The sequence below is a fragment of the Streptomyces tamarix genome (assembly GCF_032423885.1).
GTDB lineage: Bacteria > Actinomycetota > Actinomycetes > Streptomycetales > Streptomycetaceae > Streptomyces > Streptomyces tamarix.
The window spans coordinates 111,700-131,186 of sequence record NZ_JAWCTQ010000018.1; the positions used below are offsets into that span (position 1 = coordinate 111,700).

A 19,487-nucleotide genomic window follows, 5' to 3' on the forward strand; every position below is an offset into this window, starting at 1 on the left:
CGGGGCCCCTCCCCGAGCCGGGGACGACCGACCCGACGTGGACCGCAGGCCCTCGGGTTCGGCTTCCACGAGGAGCGCGTCGGGGCCGGCGCGCCCAACCCCGCCTCGCCCTTCCCGGCCTTCGGGTGACCGGGGACCGGAACCCGCCCGGACGTGCACCACCGTTCGTCGCGGACCGGAGGGCCGGGGCCCGCGCGAGCCCTCAGCCCCACTCCGGCCCCGGCTCCCGCTCCGGCCCCGGACCTGGTCGCCCCGGCCCCGGCTCCCGGAGCAGCTCGGGAAACTGCCGTTCGAGTTCCTGCCGTACCGCTTCCAGGGTCGGGTCGACGACGTTCCACGCGTGCGCGGCCGGGTGGTTCCGGAACAGCGTGCACGCGTCCCCGTACGCGCCCCCGGTGACCTCGCACGCGGGCAGCAGGACGAAGCGCCCGCCGAGCGCGCTCCAGCGGAACCAGACCGCCCCGCCCGTAGCGTCGTCGTCCCAGCAGAACTCCGCGTGCTCCCCCTCGTGTTCCTCACCCAGTTCGCACATCGGGTGGCCGAACCCGCCGTGCGGGGTGCGTACGGCGGTGACGGCGGTGCACTGCAACATGGGCGCTTCCTGGCCGGGAGAAGGGGAACGACGGACGGACGCGAAGGCGCGCATCACAGCAGCTCACCCCGGCTCCGGGCGTTCCACCGCTCGATCTCCGCGTGGAGCCGCTCCTTGTGGGTCGTCCGGCGGACCGCCCCGGGCTCGGCCTCCCACTCGGCCCCGCCTCGGACGGGGCGCAGCGACCAGTACGAGCCGGCGAGCCCCCGGAACTCCCCGACGCGGTCACCACGGCTGGTGTCCACCACGAGCGTGCCGAGGGTCGGAACGGGCGGGGGGTCCTGCGGGGTCGCACGCTCGGTTTCTCCGGACACCGAAGACTCCTCTCCGTAGTCAATCCACTACCAAGGCGGCTCAGCGTGTCCTAGAGTCGGATTTGCTTCAACGTGTCGGGGAAGGACGGAAAGTCGGTGTTGGGCCGTTGAACATCAAGGAGTTGGACCCGGACAGCTCGCCGCAGGCGGCGTTCGGGGCACGTCTGCGCAGGCTGCGCGGAGAGCGCGGTTGGACGCAGGACGAGTTGGGCGCGCGGATGGGGTACTCCAGTACGCACCTCTCGTCCATAGAAACTGGTCGAAAGATGCCTACCTTGCGCCTCGCGCGGCAGGCGGATGCGGCGCTGGGAACCGGTGACCTGTTCGAGCGCGAATGGCGCGAGATGCGGCAGGGCTCACTACTGGAGGGCTTCCCCGAGTACGTCGAGCACGAGGCCCGCGCGGCGGAGATCCGGTTGTACGAGGTCGGCGTGATGCCCGGTCTCCTCCAGACCCCGAGGTACGCCTCCGTACTCGCGGAGAGCGCCCTCAAGAGGGGCGCGATCACGCCCGAGCAGGCGGAGGAACGGGTCTCGCTCGTCGCCGAGCGGCAGGCAGCGCTGGTCCGGACACCGCCGCCGATGATCTTCGTGGTGCTGGACGAGAGCTGCATCCGTCGGCCCATCGGGGAACCGGAGGTCATGGAGGCCCAGTTGGAGCGGCTGATCGAGTTCGCCGAGCAGCCGAACACCGTGCTCCAGATCGCGCCGTTCGACATGGGCGCACGTCGCCCGTTCAATCTGCCGATAACCCTGCTGACGATGCCGAATCGCTCGCTCATGTCGTACGCCGAGTCCGCGCAGCAAGGCTTCCTTGAGCGGGAAAGCACCTCGGTGTTGCCCCTTCTGACGGCCTACCATCAACTACAGGCCGAGGCGCCGTCGCAGGCGGTCTCCGTGGCCACGATCAAACAGTTACGAAAGGGCACCCCGTGACGACCACGACCGAATCCCCCCGCTGGTTCACGTCCTCGTACAGCGACAACGGCGGCCAGTGCGTCGAGGTCGCGGCCAACCTCGCCGTCTCGCACGGCGTGGTCCCCGTCCGCGACTCCAAGAACCCGACCGGCCCCACCCTGGACCTCCCCACCCACGCGTTCACCTCGTTCGTGGAGGGCGTCAAGGCAGGCCGGTTCGACACCGTCTGACCCAACCGGCCCTTGCCGCCACGCACCGCAACGGCGGCAAGGGCCCCGGCAGCACGCCGAACAGTCCCGATCCAGCGTCGAAAGGGCACCCCGTGACGACCACGACCGAAACCCCCCGCTGGTTCACGTCCTCGTACAGCAACAACGGCGGCGCCTGCGTCGAGATCGCAGCCAACCTCGCCGCCTCACAGGCGTGGTCCCCGTCCGCGACTCCAAGAACCCGACCGGCCCCACCCTGGACCTCCCCACCCACGCCTTCACCTCCTTCGTGGAGGGCGTCAAGACAGGCCGGTTCGACACGCTCTGACCCAACCGGCCCTTGCCGCCACGCACCACAACGGCGGCAAGGACCCCAGCGGGACGCCGAACAGTCCCGATCCAGTGACGAAAGGGCACCTGTGACGACCACGACCGAAACCCCCCGCTGGTTCACCTCTTCGTACAGCGACAACGGCGGCGCCTGCGTCGAGGTCGCGGCCAACCTCGCCGCCTCACATGGCGTGGTCCCCGTCCGCGACTCCAAGGTCCCCGCCGGCTCGACCCTCCGCCTCTCCCCCACCGCGTTCACCTCGTTCGTCGAGAGCGTCAAGGGGGGCAGGCTCGGCGCCTGAGCACACGAAGGCCCCGCCCGCTCCCGCGTCGGGGGAGGGCGGGGCCACGTGTTGGTGGACGCTCGGGTGAGCCGCGTGCCGGAACGAGCGGAAACGGGTCGTGCCCTACGAGGAGGACATCCGCCGGGAGGGCGAGCGGGCGTCGAAGGCCGTGCGGACCGAGGCCCTGATGATCGGCGGCTCCCCGCGTGGCCGCTGCCGCACGACGCCGAGTGGTGGAACGCCGTGCCGTGCTGCCAGAGTGACCGGGGTGCCGGGCCCGGGCCGGGAGCGGGAGCGGGAGCCGGTGGCGCGGGCCGGCACCGCCCCGGCACGACCTGACGGAGCGGTCCCGGTCGGCACGGCACAGCCACGGCAAGGTCCCGGACACCACGGCCCCAGCCGGAGCGGCCTCGGTCAGCGCGGCCCCAGCCGGCGTCGTCCTGGCACGGCCACGGCACGGTCCCGGACGGCACGGCCCCGATCAGCGCGGCCCCAGCCGGCGCAGGTGTGCCCGACGCGGCCCAGCCGGAGCGGGTGTGCCCGACGCGGCGCCAGTCGACGTGGGCGCGCCAAGGCGGTGCGGGCGCACCGAGGCGGCGGACTCGTGGTGGTGCGCGAGGGGCCGTAGGGGCGAGATCCGGCCATTGAACGGCCACCGGCCACCCGCACCGGTCGCGGGGCGGGGCCGCGCGCGTCCGCCCACCCTCCCCCGTACCGCCTGATCACCACCTTCCACCGCTCCCGCCTGCGGCTTTCCGTACCCAGGCCGGACTCCGCGACCCTACGCCCGGGTATCTCCATACGACTGAATGTTGAACTTGCAAGCAAACGTTAGGGGTGCCTAACCTGGGCCGCATCGGTTCAGTCCCCAGCCGAAGGAGCCCCCCATGTCCGCACTCACCAGCCGCCTCCAGCGGTCCCAGCCGTACGCGCTGGCCCTGTTCCGGATCGTCATCGGCCTGCTGTTCCTCTGCCACGGTGCCGCGAAGCTGTTCGGCGTCCTCGGCGGCTCCGACGGCTCGGGCGCCACGGTCCCCGCCGGCACCTGGCCGTTCTGGTACGGGGCCGTGATCGAGCTGGTCGGCGGCGCGCTGCTCATCGTCGGCCTCGGCACCCGCGCCGCGGCGTTCGTCTCGTCCGGCGCCATGGCGTACGCGTACTTCAAGATGCACCAGCCGTCGGGCCTGTTCCCGATGGAGAACGGCGGCGAGGCCGCGGCCCTGTACTGCTGGGCGCTGCTCCTGCTGGTCTTCACCGGCCCGGGCGCGCTGGCGCTGGACGGCCTGTTCACCTCCCGCACTCGGGAGGCCGGGCGGGACCGCGCGGCGGTGGCGGCGTAACCACCGGCTCCCGCGCGGAGCGGGTGCGCGCGCGGCACGCACGCGGGGCGCGGGGCGACGGCTCCGCGCCCCGCGCACGCCGTGGCACCCCTCCCGCCCCGCGCCCCGGTCGTCGTCCCCCGGCGACCCTCCGACCTCCGGCAACCCGCCGCGCGCCCGGTGACGCGTAAGGCGTACGCTGTACCGCGTTTCTCATGGTGGAGCTGGGAGTCAAGGTGCTGGAGAGCGTGCGGTGGCTGGCCGCGAGCCCGTGGATCTACGCCGCGGTGGCCACCTCCGTCGTACTGGACGTCTTCCTCCCGGTGCTCCCCAGCGGCGCCCTGGTGATCTCGGCCGCGACCGCGGCGACCGCGGCGACGGCGACCGCCGCCCCCGACGGGATCTCGCTCGTCGCCCTCGCCCTGTGCGCGGCGTCCGCCTCGGTCCTCGGCGACCTGGCCGCGTACCGCCTCGCCTGGCGCGGTGGACCCCGCCTCGACCGGGCCATCGCCCGCTCCCGGCGCCTCACCACCGCGCAGGAACGCCTCGGCACCGCCTTCAAGCGGGGTGGCGGCGCACTCGTGGTCATCGCCCGGTTCGCCCCGGCCGGGCGGTCGGTGGTGTCCCTGGGCGCGGGGGCCGCGCGGCGCCGGGCGCGCGAGTTCGTGCCGTGGTCGGCCCTGGCGGGAGTGGCGTGGGCCTCGTACAGCGTGGGCCTGGGCTACTTCGGCGGACAGTGGCTGGGCGCGACGTGGTTCGGCGCGGCGGTCTCGGTGCTCGCGCTGTTCCTGGCGGGAAGCGTCGCGGCGTACGTCATGCGGCGCCCGGCTCCTCCGTCCGCTCCGGCACCGACTTCCTAGCGGCGGCGCCGCGCACGTCGAGTCCGTCGAGCAGCCTCCGCGTCGCCTCGGCCACCTCGGCGACGGCACGCTCGAACACCTCCCGGTTGTGCGCGGCGGGCGCCCGGAAGCCGGAGACCTTGCGCACGTACTGGAGGGCGGCGGCGCGGACGTCCTCCTCGGTGGCCTCCTCGGGCAGCGCCGGCGGGCGGAGGGTCTTGATGTTGCGGCACATGTCCGTTCCTCGGTCGCTCGGGGCGGGTGGCCGGGGTGGCCGAGCGGCCCCCCATCGCCAGGATGCACTTGTCCAGCATGTGATCAGATGAACTCCATGATCAAGGCGAGGACTCTGTATCTGTTCTGCTCGGCCGCTCCCCCGGTGTTCGACGTCGCGAGGGTGATCGAGGACGCGCAGGCGCGCGGCTGGGACGTCTGCCTGGGGCTGACGCCGACCGCCGCGCGCTGGCTGGAGCCGAGTCTCGACGGGCTGGCCGCACTGACCGGGCACCCGGTGCGCCACGAGTACAAGCGCCCGGGCGACCCGGACGTCTGGCCGCCCGCCGACGCGGTGCTGTTCGCCCCGGCCACGTTCAACACGGTGAACTCCTGGGCGCTCGGCCTGACCGGCGCGTTCGTGGTGGGCGTCGCGGCGGAGGCCATCGGGAAGGGCCTCCCACTCGTGGCGATGCCGTGCGCGAACGCGGCGTACGTGCGCCACCCGCAGTTCGACAGGTCGGTGGAGACCCTGCGGGCGGCGGGCGTGACGGTGCTGTACGGGGAGGGCGGCTACCTCCCGGACCCGCCCGGCCAGGACTGGCCGGACCACTTCCCGTGGACACTGGCCCTGGACGCGGTGGAGGCGGCACACGGGGCGGGATGAGCGCCCCGGGGGTCGGGCACTGGGGCGCTGGGGCCGGGTTACGGGGGCCGGGGACCTCGCGCCGGGGGGCGGAGGCCGGGCACGCGCGCCGGCAGCCGGGGACCAGGGGCCAGGGGCGCCAGGGACCGCGCCAGGCGTCCAGGCGTCAGGCGTCAGGCGTCAGGCGTTGGGACGCTTGCCGTGATTGGCCTTCTTGCCCTTGCGGGCACGCCGCTTGTTGCCGCGCTTCGACATGAGGTCACTCCCTTCGGAGCCCACGAGGGGCGTTCCGGTCATTTGGGGCATTCGCCAGTCTAGGGCCGCCCGGAACGCCCCGCACGGCTACGGCGGCCACGGCCACAGGGATGCCGCCCGGCAGGGCGCGGGCTGCCGGGCGGGGACCGGCGCCCCCGGCCGTACCGGTGGAGGCGACGACAGCGCGCCGCGACCACCCGCGGACCCTCGAAGCGGAGCGACCCAGCGGGCACCGGCGCAACGCATCACGTCACGGCACGGCACGGCACGGCGAGGATCGACGGCGCGTGACGGCCTTACCTCACAAGCAGGTTGACGCTGGGACGGGAGTACGCCCACGAGAACATCCCTGCCTCGTGAGGCAGTTGATTCCCGGCCTTTTCACTCATCTTTGTCAACTGCACGCCACCCCGAGTGACCAACCCCCGCGCCGGGCACCTCACTGTCAGGTGCCCGCACCACTCTCCTGCCCTGCCGCGAGGCACCACACGCCCCAAGGAGGAGACGCATGGCCTGGTATCCGGGGGCTAAGCGCATGGAGTTGCAGCCGGAGTCGAACGGGCAGCCCGCGATCCGACCGACGCAGTTCATCATGCACAGCATCGCCGCCCCGTGGACCGCACGCCGGATGTACGAATACTGGCGCGATTCATCGAACTTGGAATCGCATTTCGGACTGGGGTACGAAGGCGACCTCGCCCAGTACATCGGCACCGAGACGCGCGCCGACGCCAACTACCAAGCCAACCGGCGCCCCGACGGCACCGGCGCGGTGTCCATCGAGACGGCGTCCAACCTGAAGCACACCGACCCGTGGACGGACGAACAGGTCGAGCAGTTGATCCGGTTGGGGGTGTGGCTGCACCAGCGCCACGGCCTGCCCCTGCGGATCTGCCGCAGCCACGACGACCCCGGCTACGGCTACCACCGCCTGCACTCCGCCTGGTCGTCGGGCGGCACCGCGTGCCCGGGGGACGCGCGCGTGAACCAGTTCCGCAAGGTCGTGTTCCCCGGAATCGTGAAACGCGCCAAAGGCCAGCCCTCACCCGCACCTGTGGAGGACCCCATGCCCCAAGTCCTGTTCGAGTCCCAGACGGGCGGCCCGACGCTGGCCGCGGGCGAGCGCGTGGAACTGCCGGCCGCGCGGGACACGGCGATCCTCCGGGGGCCGTGCGTGTACAACGTGTCGATCGGCCTGAAGCTGACGAGGACGAGCGCGGACAAGCGGGTGCGGCTGCGGTTCGTGCACGTCGACGCCGAGACCCGCCGCCGCTCCGCGGGGCTGGAGGTCGACGTGCCGACGCGGGACGGCGAGACGTACGCCCAGGTGTCGCGGCGCGGGGAACTGCCGGCCGGCCAGTACCTCAAGGTGGAGGCCCTCGCCGAAGAACCCGTCGTCGTCGCCCACCGCATCGTCGAGGGCCTGTACTGGCCCGCGTGACGCCGCACCGCCGAGGGGCGGCCGGGTAAAACCCGTTGCGGGGGTGCGCACCGCCTGCGAGGCTCCCTGCCATGCCGGAGCACAGTACGTCGCACAGCGTGTCCGCCCTCTTCGACGGCGAAGGCCGCCTCCCCACCATCCCCCGCAGACCGGCCCGCCGCGAGCAGTTGCTGGCCCACCTGGCGCAGACCCTCTTCGAACGGGACCGCTCCTACACGGAGCCCGAGGTCAACGAGGCGCTGCGCACGGTCCACCCGGACTGCTCGGCGCTCCGCCGCTACCTGGTCACGTCGGGCCACCTGGCCCGCACCAGGGACGGCCGCGTCTACCACCGGCCCCCGGCGGCGGCCTGATCATTGCGCCCCCGCTGACGGGCACGCCCCATCCGGGCCGCCGCCCGAGCGGCGCGACCGCTTCGCCCCGGGGTGGAGCGGTCGCTGAGGTCCGCAGCCCCACGCGGACGGGGCCGGCCACCGCCGACCGTCGCGGGAGAGCCCCTACCGTGAAGCGGCGGTGTCGCGGGTCCGACGGGCCATCCCGCGGTACACCACCCAAACGCTGATCAGAACGAGTAGCGCCCCACCGATAGGCCACCCCACGGACCCGCCGTCGCGGTAGTCCCTGATGCCTGCCACCAGCAGGAAACCGGACGGGATCAACCCCGCCCAGTCGAGGGCCCTGCTCAATCTCGCGACGCTCGAAGACTCGGCCACGGCTCGATCCTGGCAGGCGAGGGCCCCTTCCACCAGGTCAGCAGGGGAAGAAGTCAGCGGGGCACCGCCGACCTGGTGCCTCACGGACGACCAACGCGGTGAACTGCGGTCGGGCCGTCAGTGGTGTCGCTGCTGGTTCCCCTTGTTCGGTACCGAACGGCCCAGTGCCGGCCCGAGAACACGACCCGAGGCTGGGAAGACCTCAATGGCGGCACTTCACGCGTAATGCGCGGATATTCCGCCCTCCGAGCGGACGACCTCCAAGAGCCCCTCCTGGGGTGATGCGGTCTCGCGAACGAGAACGGCCCCTCAGCCCTTGGCGCCCGAGGCGCCGAACAGGGTTTTCAGCCGCCGGTTCCCACGGTGGGCGCGGACGGTTTCGAACCGCCGACATCTGCTTTGCAAGTTCACCCAGAGCACTGTCCGGCTGCTGCTGTCGACTGGTGCGACGGCCGGACAGAGATACTGATGACCGCCTCCGTCCGGCGTCGTTGATGTCAGCCGTGGATGACAGATCGCCGCTCGATACGAACTACGGGCGGGACGGCCCCAAGGTCTCTCGACCTGGTCACAGGGGTGGCAGGGACTCGAAGTGGTCACCTGCGGTCACCACAGTTGCGGTACATCTGTGCTGTACCGCAAGCGGGTTGTTTCAGCGGTTGCCGACAAGCTATGCAAAGGGCGCTCTCATGGGAAACGCGAAATACATCCGGTTCGAGGGAACAGCAAGGCATCCACGGGGACACTTCCCAGGGATCTTCGTGCTGGCCAATGAGTTGGCGGCGCAGGGCAAACTGTCTGCCGACCAGTACCAGCTCTGGCGGAGGAACAACGACTGGTACGACGCCAACTACACCAACCCCACCCACGTCGATCCCGACATCTATGACCCTCGGGTGAATCCCGGCGCTGTGGCCTGGTTCAAGGTATCTGCCCAACACCTCATCAAGCGCGTGGACTGGTACCTGGAACTTCTAGCCTCGCACGGCGTCGAATTCCGTCGCCTGGAGTCCTCGAACCCCGGCAAAATCATCTACGAGGACACGGATCAGATCGTGGTCATCCCCACGGAACAACTGAGCCGCACCTGAGCGACTGCCTGACCATCACCCTCCCCGGCTTTCATCCCGTCCGCCGTCGCCCCACACTCCGTGGAGCGGGCGCGGTGCCGAGCGTCCAGGTGAAGCGCCCAACTGGACGAACGACCTGGACGCCCGGTGCCATGTCTGCTCGGCTCTGCCTGGGTCGACGGCGGACGGGGTGGGAAGCTCCCCTGCGCACGCCCCTACGGACCCGCCGCCGGGACGGTGCCCCCGCTCTCCTAGTGCCGGCCGATCTCCCGCCGAAGGCATCAGGCTCTGACCGCGACCGCGCGAACGGTGCTCGACTCATGACCATCGGCCCTGTCCACCTGCGGGCGGGCGTCGGCGCAGCCCGCGCGGAGCGGGCCGGAGGCAGGAACGGCGCGCGGAACGCAGCCGGGAGCCCGCCCGGCGGAGCGGAGCACAGCCGGGGCTTGATGAAGTAGGCAAAGTCTTACCCTGCCCATGATTGACCGCTGATCACTTGTGGCCCGCCTTGCGCGCCGCCGGGCTCGGGTGCGACTCCTTCATGTCTTCTGCGCTGGGCTCCGACGACGTATGCGGGCAGACAACCGTGAGGACGATCCGGGTGTACGAGGTGCGCGCCGGCGGCACCATCACGGTCCAGGAGCGGCGGGAGGTCGATCCGGCGAAGGACACCCCGGCGACGCTCGCCTGCCCGCCCCGCACCTGCCCCCCGCTGCGGCGTCGCCGAGCCCCGCCCTCTGTCGCCCCCGAACGGTCTCCGGCCGCCCCGCCCGGGGTGATGTGGCTCCATGGGGCCTCGCGGACGGGAAAGGCCCCTCAGCCGTTGCCGGTCGAGGGGCCGTACAGGGTTCTCACCTGCTGGTTTCCATGGTGGGCGCGGACGGTTTCGAACCGCCGACATCTGCTTTGTAAGAGCAGCGCTCTACCCCTGAGCTACGCACCCGTGGAGTGAGTCAACAGCGTACATGGCGCACGGGTGGGGTTCGCAAACCGTTACGGGGGCCGGTCCCGCCCCGGGGTGGGGTCGCCGGATCGTGGGGCGGGGGGTGCGTGGCGTGGGGCTTCGCCGTGGTTCTGTCCTGGGGAAGATCGTGGTTGCGCAGCGTGTCCGTGTCCGTCCTGTCCGTTCCACTCGTCCTGTTCTGCGTCGGCAACGGCGGCCTCCGCGTCGAGCGTGCCGCCTCCGCGACGGTCACCGTCCGGAGCGTCAACGGCGACGTTCACCCCGGCCCTGCGCGGCGCCCCCGAGCAGGTCAGCGGCGCGGCTCCAACGGCGGTGCCGTCGGGCTGCCCGCCGCCGCGGGGCCGTACGCCGGGGACGCCGACAGCGGCAGCGGCAGGGTCGTCTCCGACGTGCCCCGCGACCCGGGCAGCTCGCGTGCGGTCACCGCGTTCAGCGAAAAGGCGAGAACGGCGACGTGGCGGTCCGTACCGCGAACTGATCCGCCCTCCCGTTCGTCGTACCCGGTGGGAGAATGAACCGGCCAGCTCGGACACGTACGGTACGGGGAGCGGATGTGACGGGGACACGCGGCGCACGGCGGTACGCGAAGGACGCGCTCGCCCTGGCGCTGCTGCCCCTGCCCCTGCTCGCCGCCGTCTCGGCCGGGGTGCTCGGCTCGGCCGGAGCGTTCGCCGGGGGCGGGTCCGGGGGTGGCGCGCGGCGCTGGTTCGGCGGCGGGCGCGCCGAGGACCAGCGGGCCGGCGCGCAGGCCGCGAAGGACGCCGCGGCCGCCGCGTTCTACGAGCTGGACACCGCGCAGCGGGGCCTGCGGATCTCCGTCGAGACGATCGCCGCGGTCGACGCCTCGCCCGCCGCGGGCCGGGCCGTCGAGGAGTTCGCCGCGCTGGGGCGGCGCGTCGACGAGGCCAGCCAGGCGTACATCGAGGCCGTCGACAGCTACGACCTGGACCGGGCCGACCTCGACGCCGCCACGGCGTCCGACGCGCGCACGGACCTGACCCGCGCCAAGGACGAGCTGGTACGGGTCCGGGGCGAGTTGGAGCGGTTCGAGGAGCGGCTCGCCCCGCTCCTCGACACGGCCGAGACACAGCTGGCCCGTCTCGCCCCGGCCGTCGAGCGGGCCCGCGCGGCGCTGCTCGCCGCGAGCGACGCGCTGGACGCCGCGCGTGGCTCGGGGTTGCGCGCGGACGACCAGGCCGCGCGGCTCGCCGCCCTCGCACCCGAACTGACCAGGCTCAACGAGGGCGCGGGACGACACGGCGTCGCGGAGACCCTGCGGCGTGCCGACCATGTGCTGCGCGAGGCCGAAACCGTACGGGCAGAGGCGGAGCGGCTGCCGGAGCGGGCCGCCGAGATCGACCGGCGGCTGGTGTCCCTCCGTACGCGCGCGCAGGCCCTCGCCAACCGGGTCGTCTCCGTGGAACCCGTGATGAGCGAGCTGCGGCGCCGGTTCAGCGCCGCGTGCTGGCAGGACCTCCAGCCCGTGCCGGAGCGGGCCGCGCAGGCCGTGCGGCAGGCGGAGGGGAAGCTCGCCGAGGCGGGGCGGGCGCGGGAGGAGCAGCGGTGGGCGGACGCGACGGCGCTGCTGGGCACGGTACGGGCGCTGCTGAACGCGGCGGACGAGGCCGTGTCCGCCGCCGGGGACCGGCTCCGGAGGCTCGACGCCGTGTCCGAGGACCCGCAGCAGGAGATCGAGCGCACGCGCTTCACGATTCGGGACGCCCAGCGGCTCGCCATGGACGGCCGCCACACCCCGGACCCGCGGCACGCCGGTCCCCTCGACGACGCGGTGGCCCGCCTCGACCGGGCGGTGACCGGCCTGGAGGGGCGGCACCCCGACTACTGGCGCTTCCTGACCGAGACGGAGGCCGTACGGGCGGCGGTCGGGCGCGTGGTGGAGCAGATCCGCGAGGAGCGCGGGGGCGGCCCGGCCGGGCGGGGCCGCGGCGCGGTGGGGTAGCCCGCGCGTCGGCGGAGCGGCGCAGTGCCCGGCCGGGGTCGGGGCGAAAGGGCCGGAGCCGAAGGGCGGGAACGGAAGGGCACGAGCAAGGAGGGGCGGGAGGGCCGGGGCGGAGGGCGCGAACGGAAGGGCCGAAGCGGGGGGCCGGAACCGCTGGGTCCACGGCCGCCGGGTCGTTAACCTGTGCGTATGCCTCGCTACGAGTACCGCTGCCGCACCTGCGGCGACACGTTCGAACTGAGCCGCCCCATGGCGGAGTCCTCCGCGCCCGCCGCCTGCCCCTCCGGGCACGACGACACCGTGAAGCTGCTGTCGACCGTCGCGGTCGGCGGTGCTGCGGCGGCCGCACCGGCCAGGCCTGCGGGCGGCGGCGGTGGCGGCGGGTGCTGCGGAGGCGGCTGCTGCGGCTGACGGGCCCCGCCCCGGGCTCGTCCATCCTAGGCCCCCTCCCGGGACCACCTGCCCCGAGGCTGCCGAGGCCACCTGGCCCGAGGCCGTCAAGACCACCTGGCCCAGGCCGCCGAAGCCGCCCGCCCCGAGCCCGCCGAGACCGTACGCCCCGACGGGCCGTCCCGACGCGCCGTCGCACCGGTCCCGACCTGGCCGCCGTGCCGTCCCCGTCGGCCGGCGACCGCGCCGCCCTCAGGCCGCCGCGGTCGCCGTTCGGGCCGCGGCCAGGAACCGGCGCAGGATCTCCTCCCCCGCCGCGACGCCCCGGTCGGCGAGCGCCTCGACGTTGCCGGCGCGCCAGCCCGTGTCGGCCAGCTCGCCGTGCCCGGGCCGCCACGCGCGGTCGGCGGCCAGCAGCAGGTCCGCGTCCAGCAGCGAGTCGCCCGCCGCGAGGACGGTGCGGGCGCCGGTGCGGCGCGCCACCTCCCGTACCGCCGCGCTCTTCGTCAGTGGCTTCGGCACCGCGTACACCTTGCGGCCCTGTAGGGACACCGTCCAGCCGCGCGCGCCCGCCCAGTCGGACAGCTCCGCGAGCCAGCCGTCGGGCAGCAGGGCCCGCTCGACGACGAGGTACGCGAAGAGGTCCTCCGCGACCCGTTCCTTCAGCAGCCACGCCGGGTCGGCGACGGCCAGCAGGTGCGCCCGTACCTCGTCGAGCGTGGCGCACTCGTCGGCGAGGCGCGCCGCGACGGCCTCCCGCCAGTCGCGGTCGGGCTCGCCGTCGACCAGTAGGTGGCCGCCGTTGGCGCAGATCGCGTAACGGGGCGCCGGGCCGGGCAGCCGGATGCGCCGGTACTGCTCCCGCGTGCGGGTGGTGACCGGGGTGAACGCGGCCGTACGGGCCAGTTCGCCGAGCAGTTCGGCGGCCGTCTCGGTGACGTACGACAGCGGCCTGCCCTGGTACACCTCCACGCACAGCAGCCGCGGCGCCTCGGCGTCGGGAGCCGTCAGCGCGAGCGCGGCCGTCGAGTAGATGAGGGTGCGGTCGAGGTCGCTGGCGACCAGCGCGGGCCGGACGGTCACGGCGCCGTCACCGCCCGGCCGTCGACGCCGGTCGCGCCGCGCGTGTACCGGGGGTGGACGAGCCCCACGCACGTGTACGGCAGTCCGTCGACCTCCTCGACCGGGACGCCGCGCTGCTCGGCGAGCAGGCGCACGTGGTCCAGGTCGGCGCCCGCGCCGCGCTGGGCGAGGACCTTCCACGGGACGCGGCGCAGCAGGACCCGGGTGGTCTCGCCGACGCCCGGCTTGACGAGGTTCACGTCGTGGATGTCGTACTCCTCGCTGATCCGCTCGACCGCCGCCCACCCCTCCCACGTGGGTATCCGGTCGGCGGCGAGGAGCCGGGCGGTGTCCGCGGCGACGGCGCCCGCGACCTCGTCGAAGCGGCCGGAGACCGCGTCGAGGAAGTCCGCGGACACGTCGGCGTGCGCCAGTTCGCGGTAGAACTTGGCGCCGTGGTAGTCGTCCGGGCCCACCAGGTCGGCGCGCAGGACGGTGCGGGAGACCAGCCCGGAGACCGTGGAGTTGAGGCAGGCGGAGGGGATGAGGAAGTCCTCGCGGGTGCCGTAGGTGCGCACGCAGGAGCCGGGGTCGGCGAGTACGGCGATCTCCGGGTCGAAGTCGGGGAAGGCGGCGAGGGCGGCGGCCAGTTCGCGGGTGATGGCGCCCTTGCCGGTCCAGCCGTCGACGAACACGACGTCCGCCGGGTCGTGGTGGGCGCGCAGCCAGCGCAGCGCGTTCGTGTCGATGCCCCGGCCGCGCACGATGGACACGGCGTAGTGCGGCAGGTCCAGGCCGTGGCGGTGCCGGGCCCAGCGGCGCATCAGCACGCCGACGGGGGTGCCGGCGCGCGCGAGGGAGACCAGCACGGGGCGCGGCGACCGCTCGGCGAGCACCGTCTCGGTGACGGCGCCGACGGCGCGGGCGATCCGGGCGGCGGAGCCGTCGAGGGCGGCGTGGAACAGCTTCTGGTACGCGTCGCTCGGCTGGTACTCCACGGGCAGCGACTCGGCGTAGTGGGCGCCGCCGCTCTGGATGGCCTCCTCGCGCTCCTCGGTGGGGGCCTCCAGCTCGACGGCCGACAGGTCCTTCAGGAGCCAGCCGACCTCGTCGGGGGCGTAGGAGGAGAAGGCGGGTCCGCGCAGCGGCTCGGGCAGCATGCGGGCTCTTTCCGGTACGTACGAGGGGACGGTCGCCAGCACGACGTGCGGGACGTGCGCGGTGAGCCGGGCGAGGAGGCCGTCCGGGGCGTGGAGGAGGGGGGTGTCGGCGGTCGAGTCGACGACGACGGCGACCGCGTCGAAGCCGGCGCCGGCGACGTTGTACGCGTACCGGTCGCCGGGGCCGTCCGCGGGGTCGTCGTGCGCGGGGAAGACGAGGCGGGTGCGGATGGCGTAGCCGGGGTCGTCGACGGCGAGGACGGGCGAGCGGGTGGTGGTGGAGAACCGCACGTCGGCGTGGGGGGCCCGCTCCTCCAGTGCGGCGGCCAGGGCGAGGGGGGCGTACATCAGCTCCTCGCAGCCCAGGACGAGGACGCGGGGGGCGCGGGCGGTGGCGCCGGCGGACGCGGACGACTCCGCGGACGATCCGGCGGGCACGGACGACTCGGTGGACGCGGACAGCCCCGCAGGCCCGGACAGCCCAGCAGGCCCGGACGACCCGGACGACCCGGCAGGCCCGAACAGCCCAGCAGACCCGACAGGTCCGACAGGTCCGACAGGTCCGTCAGACCCGCCAGGCCCGGCAGCCACGGGCACCCCAGCAGACGCAGCCGCAGGCGTGTCGGTCAGGGCGAGCGCCTCCGCCAGGCGGGCCGCCATCGACGGCAGTGCCGCGTCCAGGCGGGCCCGGTGCTCCGGGGTGAAGCCGTGTCGACCCCCGTCCGGCAGCCCGGCCGGCCAGCCCAGGTCCACGCGCCGTACGGCGGCCACGTCACCGGCCTCGGCCGGCGCGGGCGTCCTGTGGGCGGCCACCAGGGCGCGGCCCTTCTCCAGGACGCCGTCCGGCAGCCGTACCGTCCCCGCCGCGAGCGTCACCAGGTCCACCCGCGCGCCGATCCCGGCGGCGAACTCCGCCAGCCGTCCCCGGTCCCGTGCCGACCGCATGTCGACGAGCGCCACGATCACGTACCGCTCGCGCGGGTACCGCTCGTGCAGCGCCCGCACGGTGTTCAGGACGGTGGCGCCGGTCGAGAACTCGTCGTCGACCAGCACCAGCGGGCCCGGCCCGGCCAGCAGCCCGGGGTCCTCGGGGAGCAGGAGGTGCGAGGTGTGGTGGGAGTGGGACTCCTCGAACCCGGCCGCCCGGGGCACCCCCGGCACGGGGCGGCGCGTGGAGTGCAGGTACGGGGCGAGGGCCAGGCCGTCCGCGACGCAGTGGCCGAGGCCGGTCGCCGTCTCCGCGTACCCGACGACGACCGCGCGCCGCGCCTCCGCGTCGCCCAGCAGCTCCCGTACGCGGCGCCCCAGCTCGTACCCGGAGCCGCGCACCACGGCGGGGCTCTGCGGCACGTGCTTGCCCAGCACGCGGGAGACGAGGAGGTGCGCGCGTTTCCTGTTGTCCCGCAGGGCCAGCCCCAGCAGGCCGCGCAGCTCCTCGTCGTCCCCCCGCTCTCCGGAGAGCTCGACGCCGAGCCGCTCGGCGACCCATGTTCCCGTCCACACCGCGCTGTGAATGACGTGCCTCTTCTCTCTCGGGTACGGGTGGCTCGTGGGGTGCTGGGCGCCGCTCACGGCACCGCCAGACCCGCCGCGAGCAGTTCGACGAACCCCACGTCCGCCTTGGCCACGCCGAACACCTCGGCCCGTTGGAGCGTGCGCTCCGCCCAGGCCCGGTGCGGCTTCACCTCGTTCATCTTGTTCGTGTACGCGGAGCGCAGGACGCCGCCGCCGTCGCGCTCCGGGCGCAGGATGTCCCGGGCGTCGCTGTACTCCTCGTGGCTCACGACGGACAGGGCGTGCACGGGCTGGACGTGGGAGGGGTGGATGCAGGTCTTGCCGAGCAGGCCGTTGGCCCGGTCCAGCTCGATCTCGCGGAGCAGTCCGTCCAGGTCGTGCTCGATCAGCGCGGTGCGCAGGGCGTCGGCGCGGCCCTCCGTGAAGGGGCTGCGCCGCAGCATCGGCTTGAACATCCGCTCCTGGAGGCGGAAGTACTCCCACACCGGCCCGGTGATCGTGAAGCCGCTGCCGTCGGCGCGGCCCAGGACGTTGACGACGTCCGCGATGACGTGGGCGACGATCTGCACGTCGTACGCGGTCATGTCGGGTGAGCGGCGCAGCCCGTACGCGGAGCAGAAGTCGGTGACGCCGAGCCGCAGGGCCAGGACCCGGTCGCGGTGGGCGGTGACGGAGCGGGCGATCCCGGCGAGGGTGTCGGCGCGGGTCTCCAGGTGCAGCAGCTCGGGCGACTCCAGGACGGGCATCGCGTACAGGGGGCGGCCGGCGAGGGCGTCCTCCGTGACGGGCTCCGCCTCGGCGGCGGCGAGGGCCTCCAGGAAGGGCGTGCCGCGCTTCTCGGTGAACTTCGGCAGTACGAATCCGGACAGCAGCCGTACGGCGGGGCCGAGGCGGCGGGCCAGGTCGGGGATCTGCTCGGGTTCGCGGACGCGGATGAACAGCAGCGGCGGCTGGTCGTCCCGCCCGGCCAGGTCGGCGAACTGGCGTACGAGGTTCTCCTCGCCGTCCTCGACGTCCCCGTCGCCGATGGAGTCCTCCAGGCAGAGCACCATCGACACGACCCCGCGCCCGACCTGCTTCACCACGTCGTCGGCGAGTCTGGGGCGGGTGGCGGGGCTGTAGAGGGTGGCGCCGAGCGCCACCGAGAGGACGCGGGCCGGTGAGTGGCTGTCGAACGCGCACGGCTCCTGGTGGAACAGTCCGGCCCGAGCAGCAGGCGAGATGTGCCCGAAATGACGCATGCGGTTTCCCCGAACTGCCGTGACGTACGTACTGTGCTGCCTGCGGCCTGATGACATGTGGCCGGTAATAGTACGTAAGGACAAGTGTCGTCGGTTCCCCGCCGATGTGAACGCCGGGTGACGCGGGGGCCGCCTGCGGGGGTCGCACCGGGCGGCGCCCCGGTACCGGCCCCCCGCGTTGTCCCCCCGGCGGGCGGCCAGGCAGGATGACGGGCATGACGCACGAGATGCTGAAGGGCTCGAACGTCCCGCTCGACGTCGCGGCCGTACGGGCCGTACTGCGCTGGACCCCTGGCCCGGAGGTCCCCGACGTGGACGCCTCGGCCCTGCTGCTCGGCCCGGACGGGCGGGTGCGTTCCGACGAGGACTTCGTCTTCTACAACCAGCCCCGGCACCCCTCCGGCGCGGTGCGGCGGCTGCCCAAGAAGCGCGTGGAGGACGGGCTCACCGACACGGTCGAGACGGACCTGGCGGGGCTGGAGCCGTCCGTGGACCAGGTGGTCGTCGCGGCGTCCTCGGACGGCGGCACCTTCGCGCACGTACCGGACCTGCGGATCGTGCTGTACGACGCCGCCGCGGGCGAGGGCGCCGAGGCGCTGGCGTCGTTCCACGTGCGCCCGGAGACGGGCGAGGAGACCGCCATGATCTGCGGCGAGCTGTATCGCAGGGGTGAGCGGTGGAAGTTCCGCGCGGTGGCGCAGGGCTATCCGACGGGGCTGATCGGGCTGGCCACGGCGTTCGGCATCTCGGTCGACGAGGAGGAGGCCGCCGCCGCGGCCTCCCGGGGCCCCGAGCCGACCGCTGACCCCGTGGCCTCCCAGGGCCCCGAGCCGATCGCCGACCCCGCGGCGCCGGTCCCCGGCACGGATTCCGGCGCGGTCTCCGGCGCGGACCCCGAGGACGCCACCCGGGCGATACCCGTCCCGGCCGCCGCCACCGGCGCCGCGGTGGCTCCCGCCGTCCCCGCCGTCCCTCCGGTGCCGCCCCCGCCGACCGTCCCGCCCGCGTACGGCTACCCGCACACCGGGTCGCCGCAGCCCGCCTACGGCTACCCCCAGCCCGCGCCGGCGCCTCCGTACGGCCCGCCCGCCCCGCAGCCCGCCTACGGCTACCCGCACCCGGCGCCCCAGCCGGTTCCGGCGGCGGCCGGGGCGCCCGTACCGGACCCGGACTTCCGGCTGCCGCCGATGGGCCCCCAGTTCCAGCGCTGAGCCGCGGCGCGGGGCCGGGGGCGCGGCGGCGCGGCCGTCAGCGCGTCCCCGTCTTGAAGCCGCGGCCCCACTGCATGCCCCAGCCGTACATCCGGTCCAGCTCGCCCTGGAAGCCGTAGACGAACTTCACCTCGCGCCGCACCACCAGCTCGCCCTTGACGTTCTCCAGCAGGAAGACGGCGCAGGAGCGGGCCTCGGGGGCGCGCTCGTCGAGCTCGATCTCGATGCGCGGGCCGTTGCTCGGGTAGAGCGTCATCATGGCGTGGGTGCGGTCGAAGGCCGGCGTCTGGTCGTAGATGTAGACGAAGAACAGCAGCCGTCTGATGTCGTCCCGGTGGTCGAGGTTGACGAAGATCGTCTCGCCGGACGGCGAGCCGAACCGGTCGTCCCCGCTGAGCTTCACGTACGGCGGGTCGTTGAGGTCGCCGAAGTAGCCGCCGAGCGGCTGGACGACGCCCTTGGTGCCGTCGGCCAGCTCGTACAGGCACCCGATGTCCAGGTCGACGTTGGCCACGGCCCGGGTGTGGGCCTGGACCGGTTCGGGCTGGAAGAACTTCAGCGGGTGCCGCAGCAGCCGGCCGCTCTGCCGGGGCCTGCTGTCGAAGTCGGACGTGCGCATCTTCCACGAGAGGTTGACGCGCAGGTTGCCGGTCGCGGCGCCCTGCTTGGTCAGCGAGACCGTCGGGCGTCGCCGTGTCAGGTCGATCGCGTTGGTCGCGGCGCCGCCCGAGTCGAACTGCGCCGTCCTGTTCTGCCGCAGGCTGTCCCAGAAAGCCATGCCACCCCCCAAGGTGTCCGGATACGCGGCGGGGGGGGGGGGGGGGGCCCCGCCCCCCCCCCCC

General features: G+C 73.6%; 21 protein-coding genes, 1 tRNA gene and 1 pseudogene. 14 read left to right on the plus strand and 9 right to left on the minus strand.

What is annotated here, in order from left to right:
* Positions 1-202: 202 nt before the first annotated feature.
* Positions 203-592 carry a hypothetical protein gene (locus RND61_RS16570; RefSeq protein ID WP_315878731.1) on the minus strand — a complete coding sequence of 130 codons (390 nt, stop codon included), beginning with the start codon at positions 590-592 and terminating at the stop codon, positions 203-205.
* A 53-nt stretch (positions 593-645) separates the two neighbouring features.
* Positions 646-906, minus strand: coding sequence for a hypothetical protein (locus tag RND61_RS16575; protein WP_315878732.1), 261 nt, complete (start codon positions 904-906; stop codon positions 646-648).
* Positions 907-1,013: 107 nt separating this feature from the next.
* Between RND61_RS16575 and RND61_RS16580 the strand changes: the two genes are divergently transcribed.
* From RND61_RS16580 to RND61_RS16605, 6 genes and pseudogenes are all read left to right on the plus strand, one after another.
* Positions 1,014-1,841, plus strand: coding sequence for a helix-turn-helix domain-containing protein (locus RND61_RS16580; RefSeq protein WP_315878733.1), 828 nt, complete (start codon positions 1,014-1,016; stop codon positions 1,839-1,841).
* Positions 1,838-2,053 carry a DUF397 domain-containing protein gene (locus RND61_RS16585; protein WP_315878734.1) on the plus strand — a complete coding sequence of 72 codons (216 nt, stop codon included), beginning with the start codon at positions 1,838-1,840 and terminating at the stop codon, positions 2,051-2,053. The genes RND61_RS16580 and RND61_RS16585 overlap by 4 nt, the downstream gene beginning before the upstream one ends.
* Before the next feature lie 92 nt (positions 2,054-2,145).
* Positions 2,146-2,360: pseudogene (locus tag RND61_RS16590) on the plus strand (DUF397 domain-containing protein).
* Between the two features lie 91 nt (positions 2,361-2,451).
* On the plus strand, positions 2,452-2,664 hold the full coding sequence (locus RND61_RS16595; protein WP_315878735.1) for a DUF397 domain-containing protein: 213 nt from the start codon (positions 2,452-2,454) through the stop codon (positions 2,662-2,664).
* An 869-nt stretch (positions 2,665-3,533) separates the two neighbouring features.
* On the plus strand, positions 3,534-3,986 hold the full coding sequence (locus RND61_RS16600; RefSeq protein WP_315878736.1) for a DoxX family protein: 453 nt from the start codon (positions 3,534-3,536) through the stop codon (positions 3,984-3,986).
* Positions 3,987-4,201: 215 nt separating this feature from the next.
* Complete coding sequence (locus RND61_RS16605; RefSeq protein ID WP_315878757.1) at positions 4,202-4,825, plus strand: DedA family protein; 624 nt, start codon at positions 4,202-4,204, stop codon at positions 4,823-4,825.
* Here the strand turns inward: RND61_RS16605 and RND61_RS16610 are convergent.
* Positions 4,779-5,039 (minus strand): DUF2277 domain-containing protein, encoded by a 261-nt coding sequence (locus tag RND61_RS16610; protein ID WP_315878737.1) that lies wholly within the window; start codon positions 5,037-5,039, stop codon positions 4,779-4,781. The genes RND61_RS16605 and RND61_RS16610 overlap by 47 nt on opposite strands.
* An 87-nt stretch (positions 5,040-5,126) precedes the next feature.
* On the opposite strand from RND61_RS16610, the gene RND61_RS16615 reads away from it, so the two are divergent.
* Positions 5,127-5,684 (plus strand): flavoprotein, encoded by a 558-nt coding sequence (locus RND61_RS16615; protein WP_391653575.1) that lies wholly within the window; start codon positions 5,127-5,129, stop codon positions 5,682-5,684.
* 159 nt (positions 5,685-5,843) lie between these two features.
* Here the strand turns inward: RND61_RS16615 and RND61_RS32705 are convergent, their stop codons facing one another.
* The gene (locus RND61_RS32705; RefSeq protein WP_099048249.1) at positions 5,844-5,918 is read right to left on the minus strand and encodes a 50S ribosomal protein bL37; all 75 of its coding nucleotides are present in this window, start codon (positions 5,916-5,918) and stop codon (positions 5,844-5,846) included.
* A gap of 508 nt (positions 5,919-6,426) precedes the next feature.
* Between RND61_RS32705 and RND61_RS16625 the strand changes: the two genes are divergently transcribed.
* The 3 genes from RND61_RS16625 (at position 6,427) to RND61_RS16635 (ending at position 9,163) form a co-directional block, all read left to right on the plus strand.
* Positions 6,427-7,359 carry a peptidoglycan recognition protein family protein gene (locus tag RND61_RS16625; protein WP_315878739.1) on the plus strand — a complete coding sequence of 311 codons (933 nt, stop codon included), beginning with the start codon at positions 6,427-6,429 and terminating at the stop codon, positions 7,357-7,359.
* A 71-nt stretch (positions 7,360-7,430) separates the two neighbouring features.
* Positions 7,431-7,712 carry a DUF2087 domain-containing protein gene (locus tag RND61_RS16630; protein ID WP_315878740.1) on the plus strand — a complete coding sequence of 94 codons (282 nt, stop codon included), beginning with the start codon at positions 7,431-7,433 and terminating at the stop codon, positions 7,710-7,712.
* 1,121 nt (positions 7,713-8,833) lie between these two features.
* Positions 8,834-9,163 carry a hypothetical protein gene (locus RND61_RS16635; RefSeq protein WP_315878741.1) on the plus strand — a complete coding sequence of 110 codons (330 nt, stop codon included), beginning with the start codon at positions 8,834-8,836 and terminating at the stop codon, positions 9,161-9,163.
* An 847-nt stretch (positions 9,164-10,010) separates the two neighbouring features.
* Here the strand turns inward: RND61_RS16635 and RND61_RS16640 are convergent.
* Positions 10,011-10,085 (minus strand) — tRNA-Val (locus RND61_RS16640).
* A gap of 161 nt (positions 10,086-10,246) precedes the next feature.
* On the opposite strand from RND61_RS16640, the gene RND61_RS16645 reads away from it, so the two are divergent.
* The 3 genes from RND61_RS16645 to RND61_RS16655 all read left to right on the plus strand — a co-directional run bounded on the left by RND61_RS16645 (position 10,247) and on the right by RND61_RS16655 (position 12,477).
* Positions 10,247-10,621 (plus strand): hypothetical protein, encoded by a 375-nt coding sequence (locus RND61_RS16645; RefSeq protein ID WP_315878742.1) that lies wholly within the window; start codon positions 10,247-10,249, stop codon positions 10,619-10,621.
* Positions 10,618-12,066: a hypothetical protein gene (locus RND61_RS16650; protein ID WP_391653578.1), complete on the plus strand. Its 1,449-nt coding sequence runs from the start codon at positions 10,618-10,620 to the stop codon at positions 12,064-12,066. Before RND61_RS16645 ends, RND61_RS16650 begins: the two co-directional genes overlap by 4 nt.
* A 189-nt stretch (positions 12,067-12,255) precedes the next feature.
* Complete coding sequence (locus tag RND61_RS16655; protein WP_315878744.1) at positions 12,256-12,477, plus strand: FmdB family zinc ribbon protein; 222 nt, start codon at positions 12,256-12,258, stop codon at positions 12,475-12,477.
* A gap of 231 nt (positions 12,478-12,708) precedes the next feature.
* Here RND61_RS16655 and RND61_RS16660 read toward each other — a convergent pair whose 3' ends face one another.
* The 3 genes from RND61_RS16660 to RND61_RS16670 form a co-directional block, all read right to left on the minus strand.
* Complete coding sequence (locus RND61_RS16660) at positions 12,709-13,539, minus strand: HAD family hydrolase (RefSeq protein ID WP_315878745.1); 831 nt, start codon at positions 13,537-13,539, stop codon at positions 12,709-12,711.
* Positions 13,536-16,181, minus strand: a complete 2,646-nt coding sequence (locus tag RND61_RS16665) for a phosphoribosyltransferase (protein WP_315878746.1) — start codon at positions 16,179-16,181, stop codon at positions 13,536-13,538. The genes RND61_RS16660 and RND61_RS16665 overlap by 4 nt, the downstream gene beginning before the upstream one ends.
* Positions 16,182-16,246: 65 nt before the next feature.
* On the minus strand, positions 16,247-17,434 hold the full coding sequence (locus tag RND61_RS16670; protein ID WP_315878747.1) for an HpcH/HpaI aldolase/citrate lyase family protein: 1,188 nt from the start codon (positions 17,432-17,434) through the stop codon (positions 16,247-16,249).
* A 206-nt stretch (positions 17,435-17,640) separates the two neighbouring features.
* Between RND61_RS16670 and RND61_RS16675 the strand changes: the two genes are divergently transcribed.
* Complete coding sequence (locus tag RND61_RS16675) at positions 17,641-18,645, plus strand: TerD family protein (protein WP_315878748.1); 1,005 nt, start codon at positions 17,641-17,643, stop codon at positions 18,643-18,645.
* Positions 18,646-18,682: 37 nt separating this feature from the next.
* Here the strand turns inward: RND61_RS16675 and RND61_RS16680 are convergent, their stop codons facing one another.
* Positions 18,683-19,423, minus strand: coding sequence for a TerD family protein (locus RND61_RS16680; protein ID WP_315878749.1), 741 nt, complete (start codon positions 19,421-19,423; stop codon positions 18,683-18,685).
* Positions 19,424-19,487: the final 64 nt, after the last annotated feature.

Coding starts and splice junctions, on each gene's coding strand:
- RND61_RS16570 (WP_315878731.1), bottom strand. CDS start 592: ATGTTGCAGTGCACCGCCGTCACCGCCGTACGCACCCCGCACGGCGGG.
- RND61_RS16600 (WP_315878736.1), top strand. CDS start 3,534: ATGTCCGCACTCACCAGCCGCCTCCAGCGGTCCCAGCCGTACGCGCTG.
- RND61_RS16610 (WP_315878737.1), bottom strand. CDS start 5,039: ATGTGCCGCAACATCAAGACCCTCCGCCCGCCGGCGCTGCCCGAGGAG.
- RND61_RS16615 (WP_391653575.1), top strand. CDS start 5,127: ATGAACTCCATGATCAAGGCGAGGACTCTGTATCTGTTCTGCTCGGCC.
- RND61_RS16625 (WP_315878739.1), top strand. CDS start 6,427: ATGGCCTGGTATCCGGGGGCTAAGCGCATGGAGTTGCAGCCGGAGTCG.
- RND61_RS16630 (WP_315878740.1), top strand. CDS start 7,431: ATGCCGGAGCACAGTACGTCGCACAGCGTGTCCGCCCTCTTCGACGGC.
- RND61_RS16650 (WP_391653578.1), top strand. CDS start 10,618: ATGAACCGGCCAGCTCGGACACGTACGGTACGGGGAGCGGATGTGACG.
- RND61_RS16655 (WP_315878744.1), top strand. CDS start 12,256: ATGCCTCGCTACGAGTACCGCTGCCGCACCTGCGGCGACACGTTCGAA.
- RND61_RS16670 (WP_315878747.1), bottom strand. CDS start 17,434: ATGCGTCATTTCGGGCACATCTCGCCTGCTGCTCGGGCCGGACTGTTC.
- RND61_RS16675 (WP_315878748.1), top strand. CDS start 17,641: ATGACGGGCATGACGCACGAGATGCTGAAGGGCTCGAACGTCCCGCTC.
- RND61_RS16680 (WP_315878749.1), bottom strand. CDS start 19,423: ATGGCTTTCTGGGACAGCCTGCGGCAGAACAGGACGGCGCAGTTCGAC.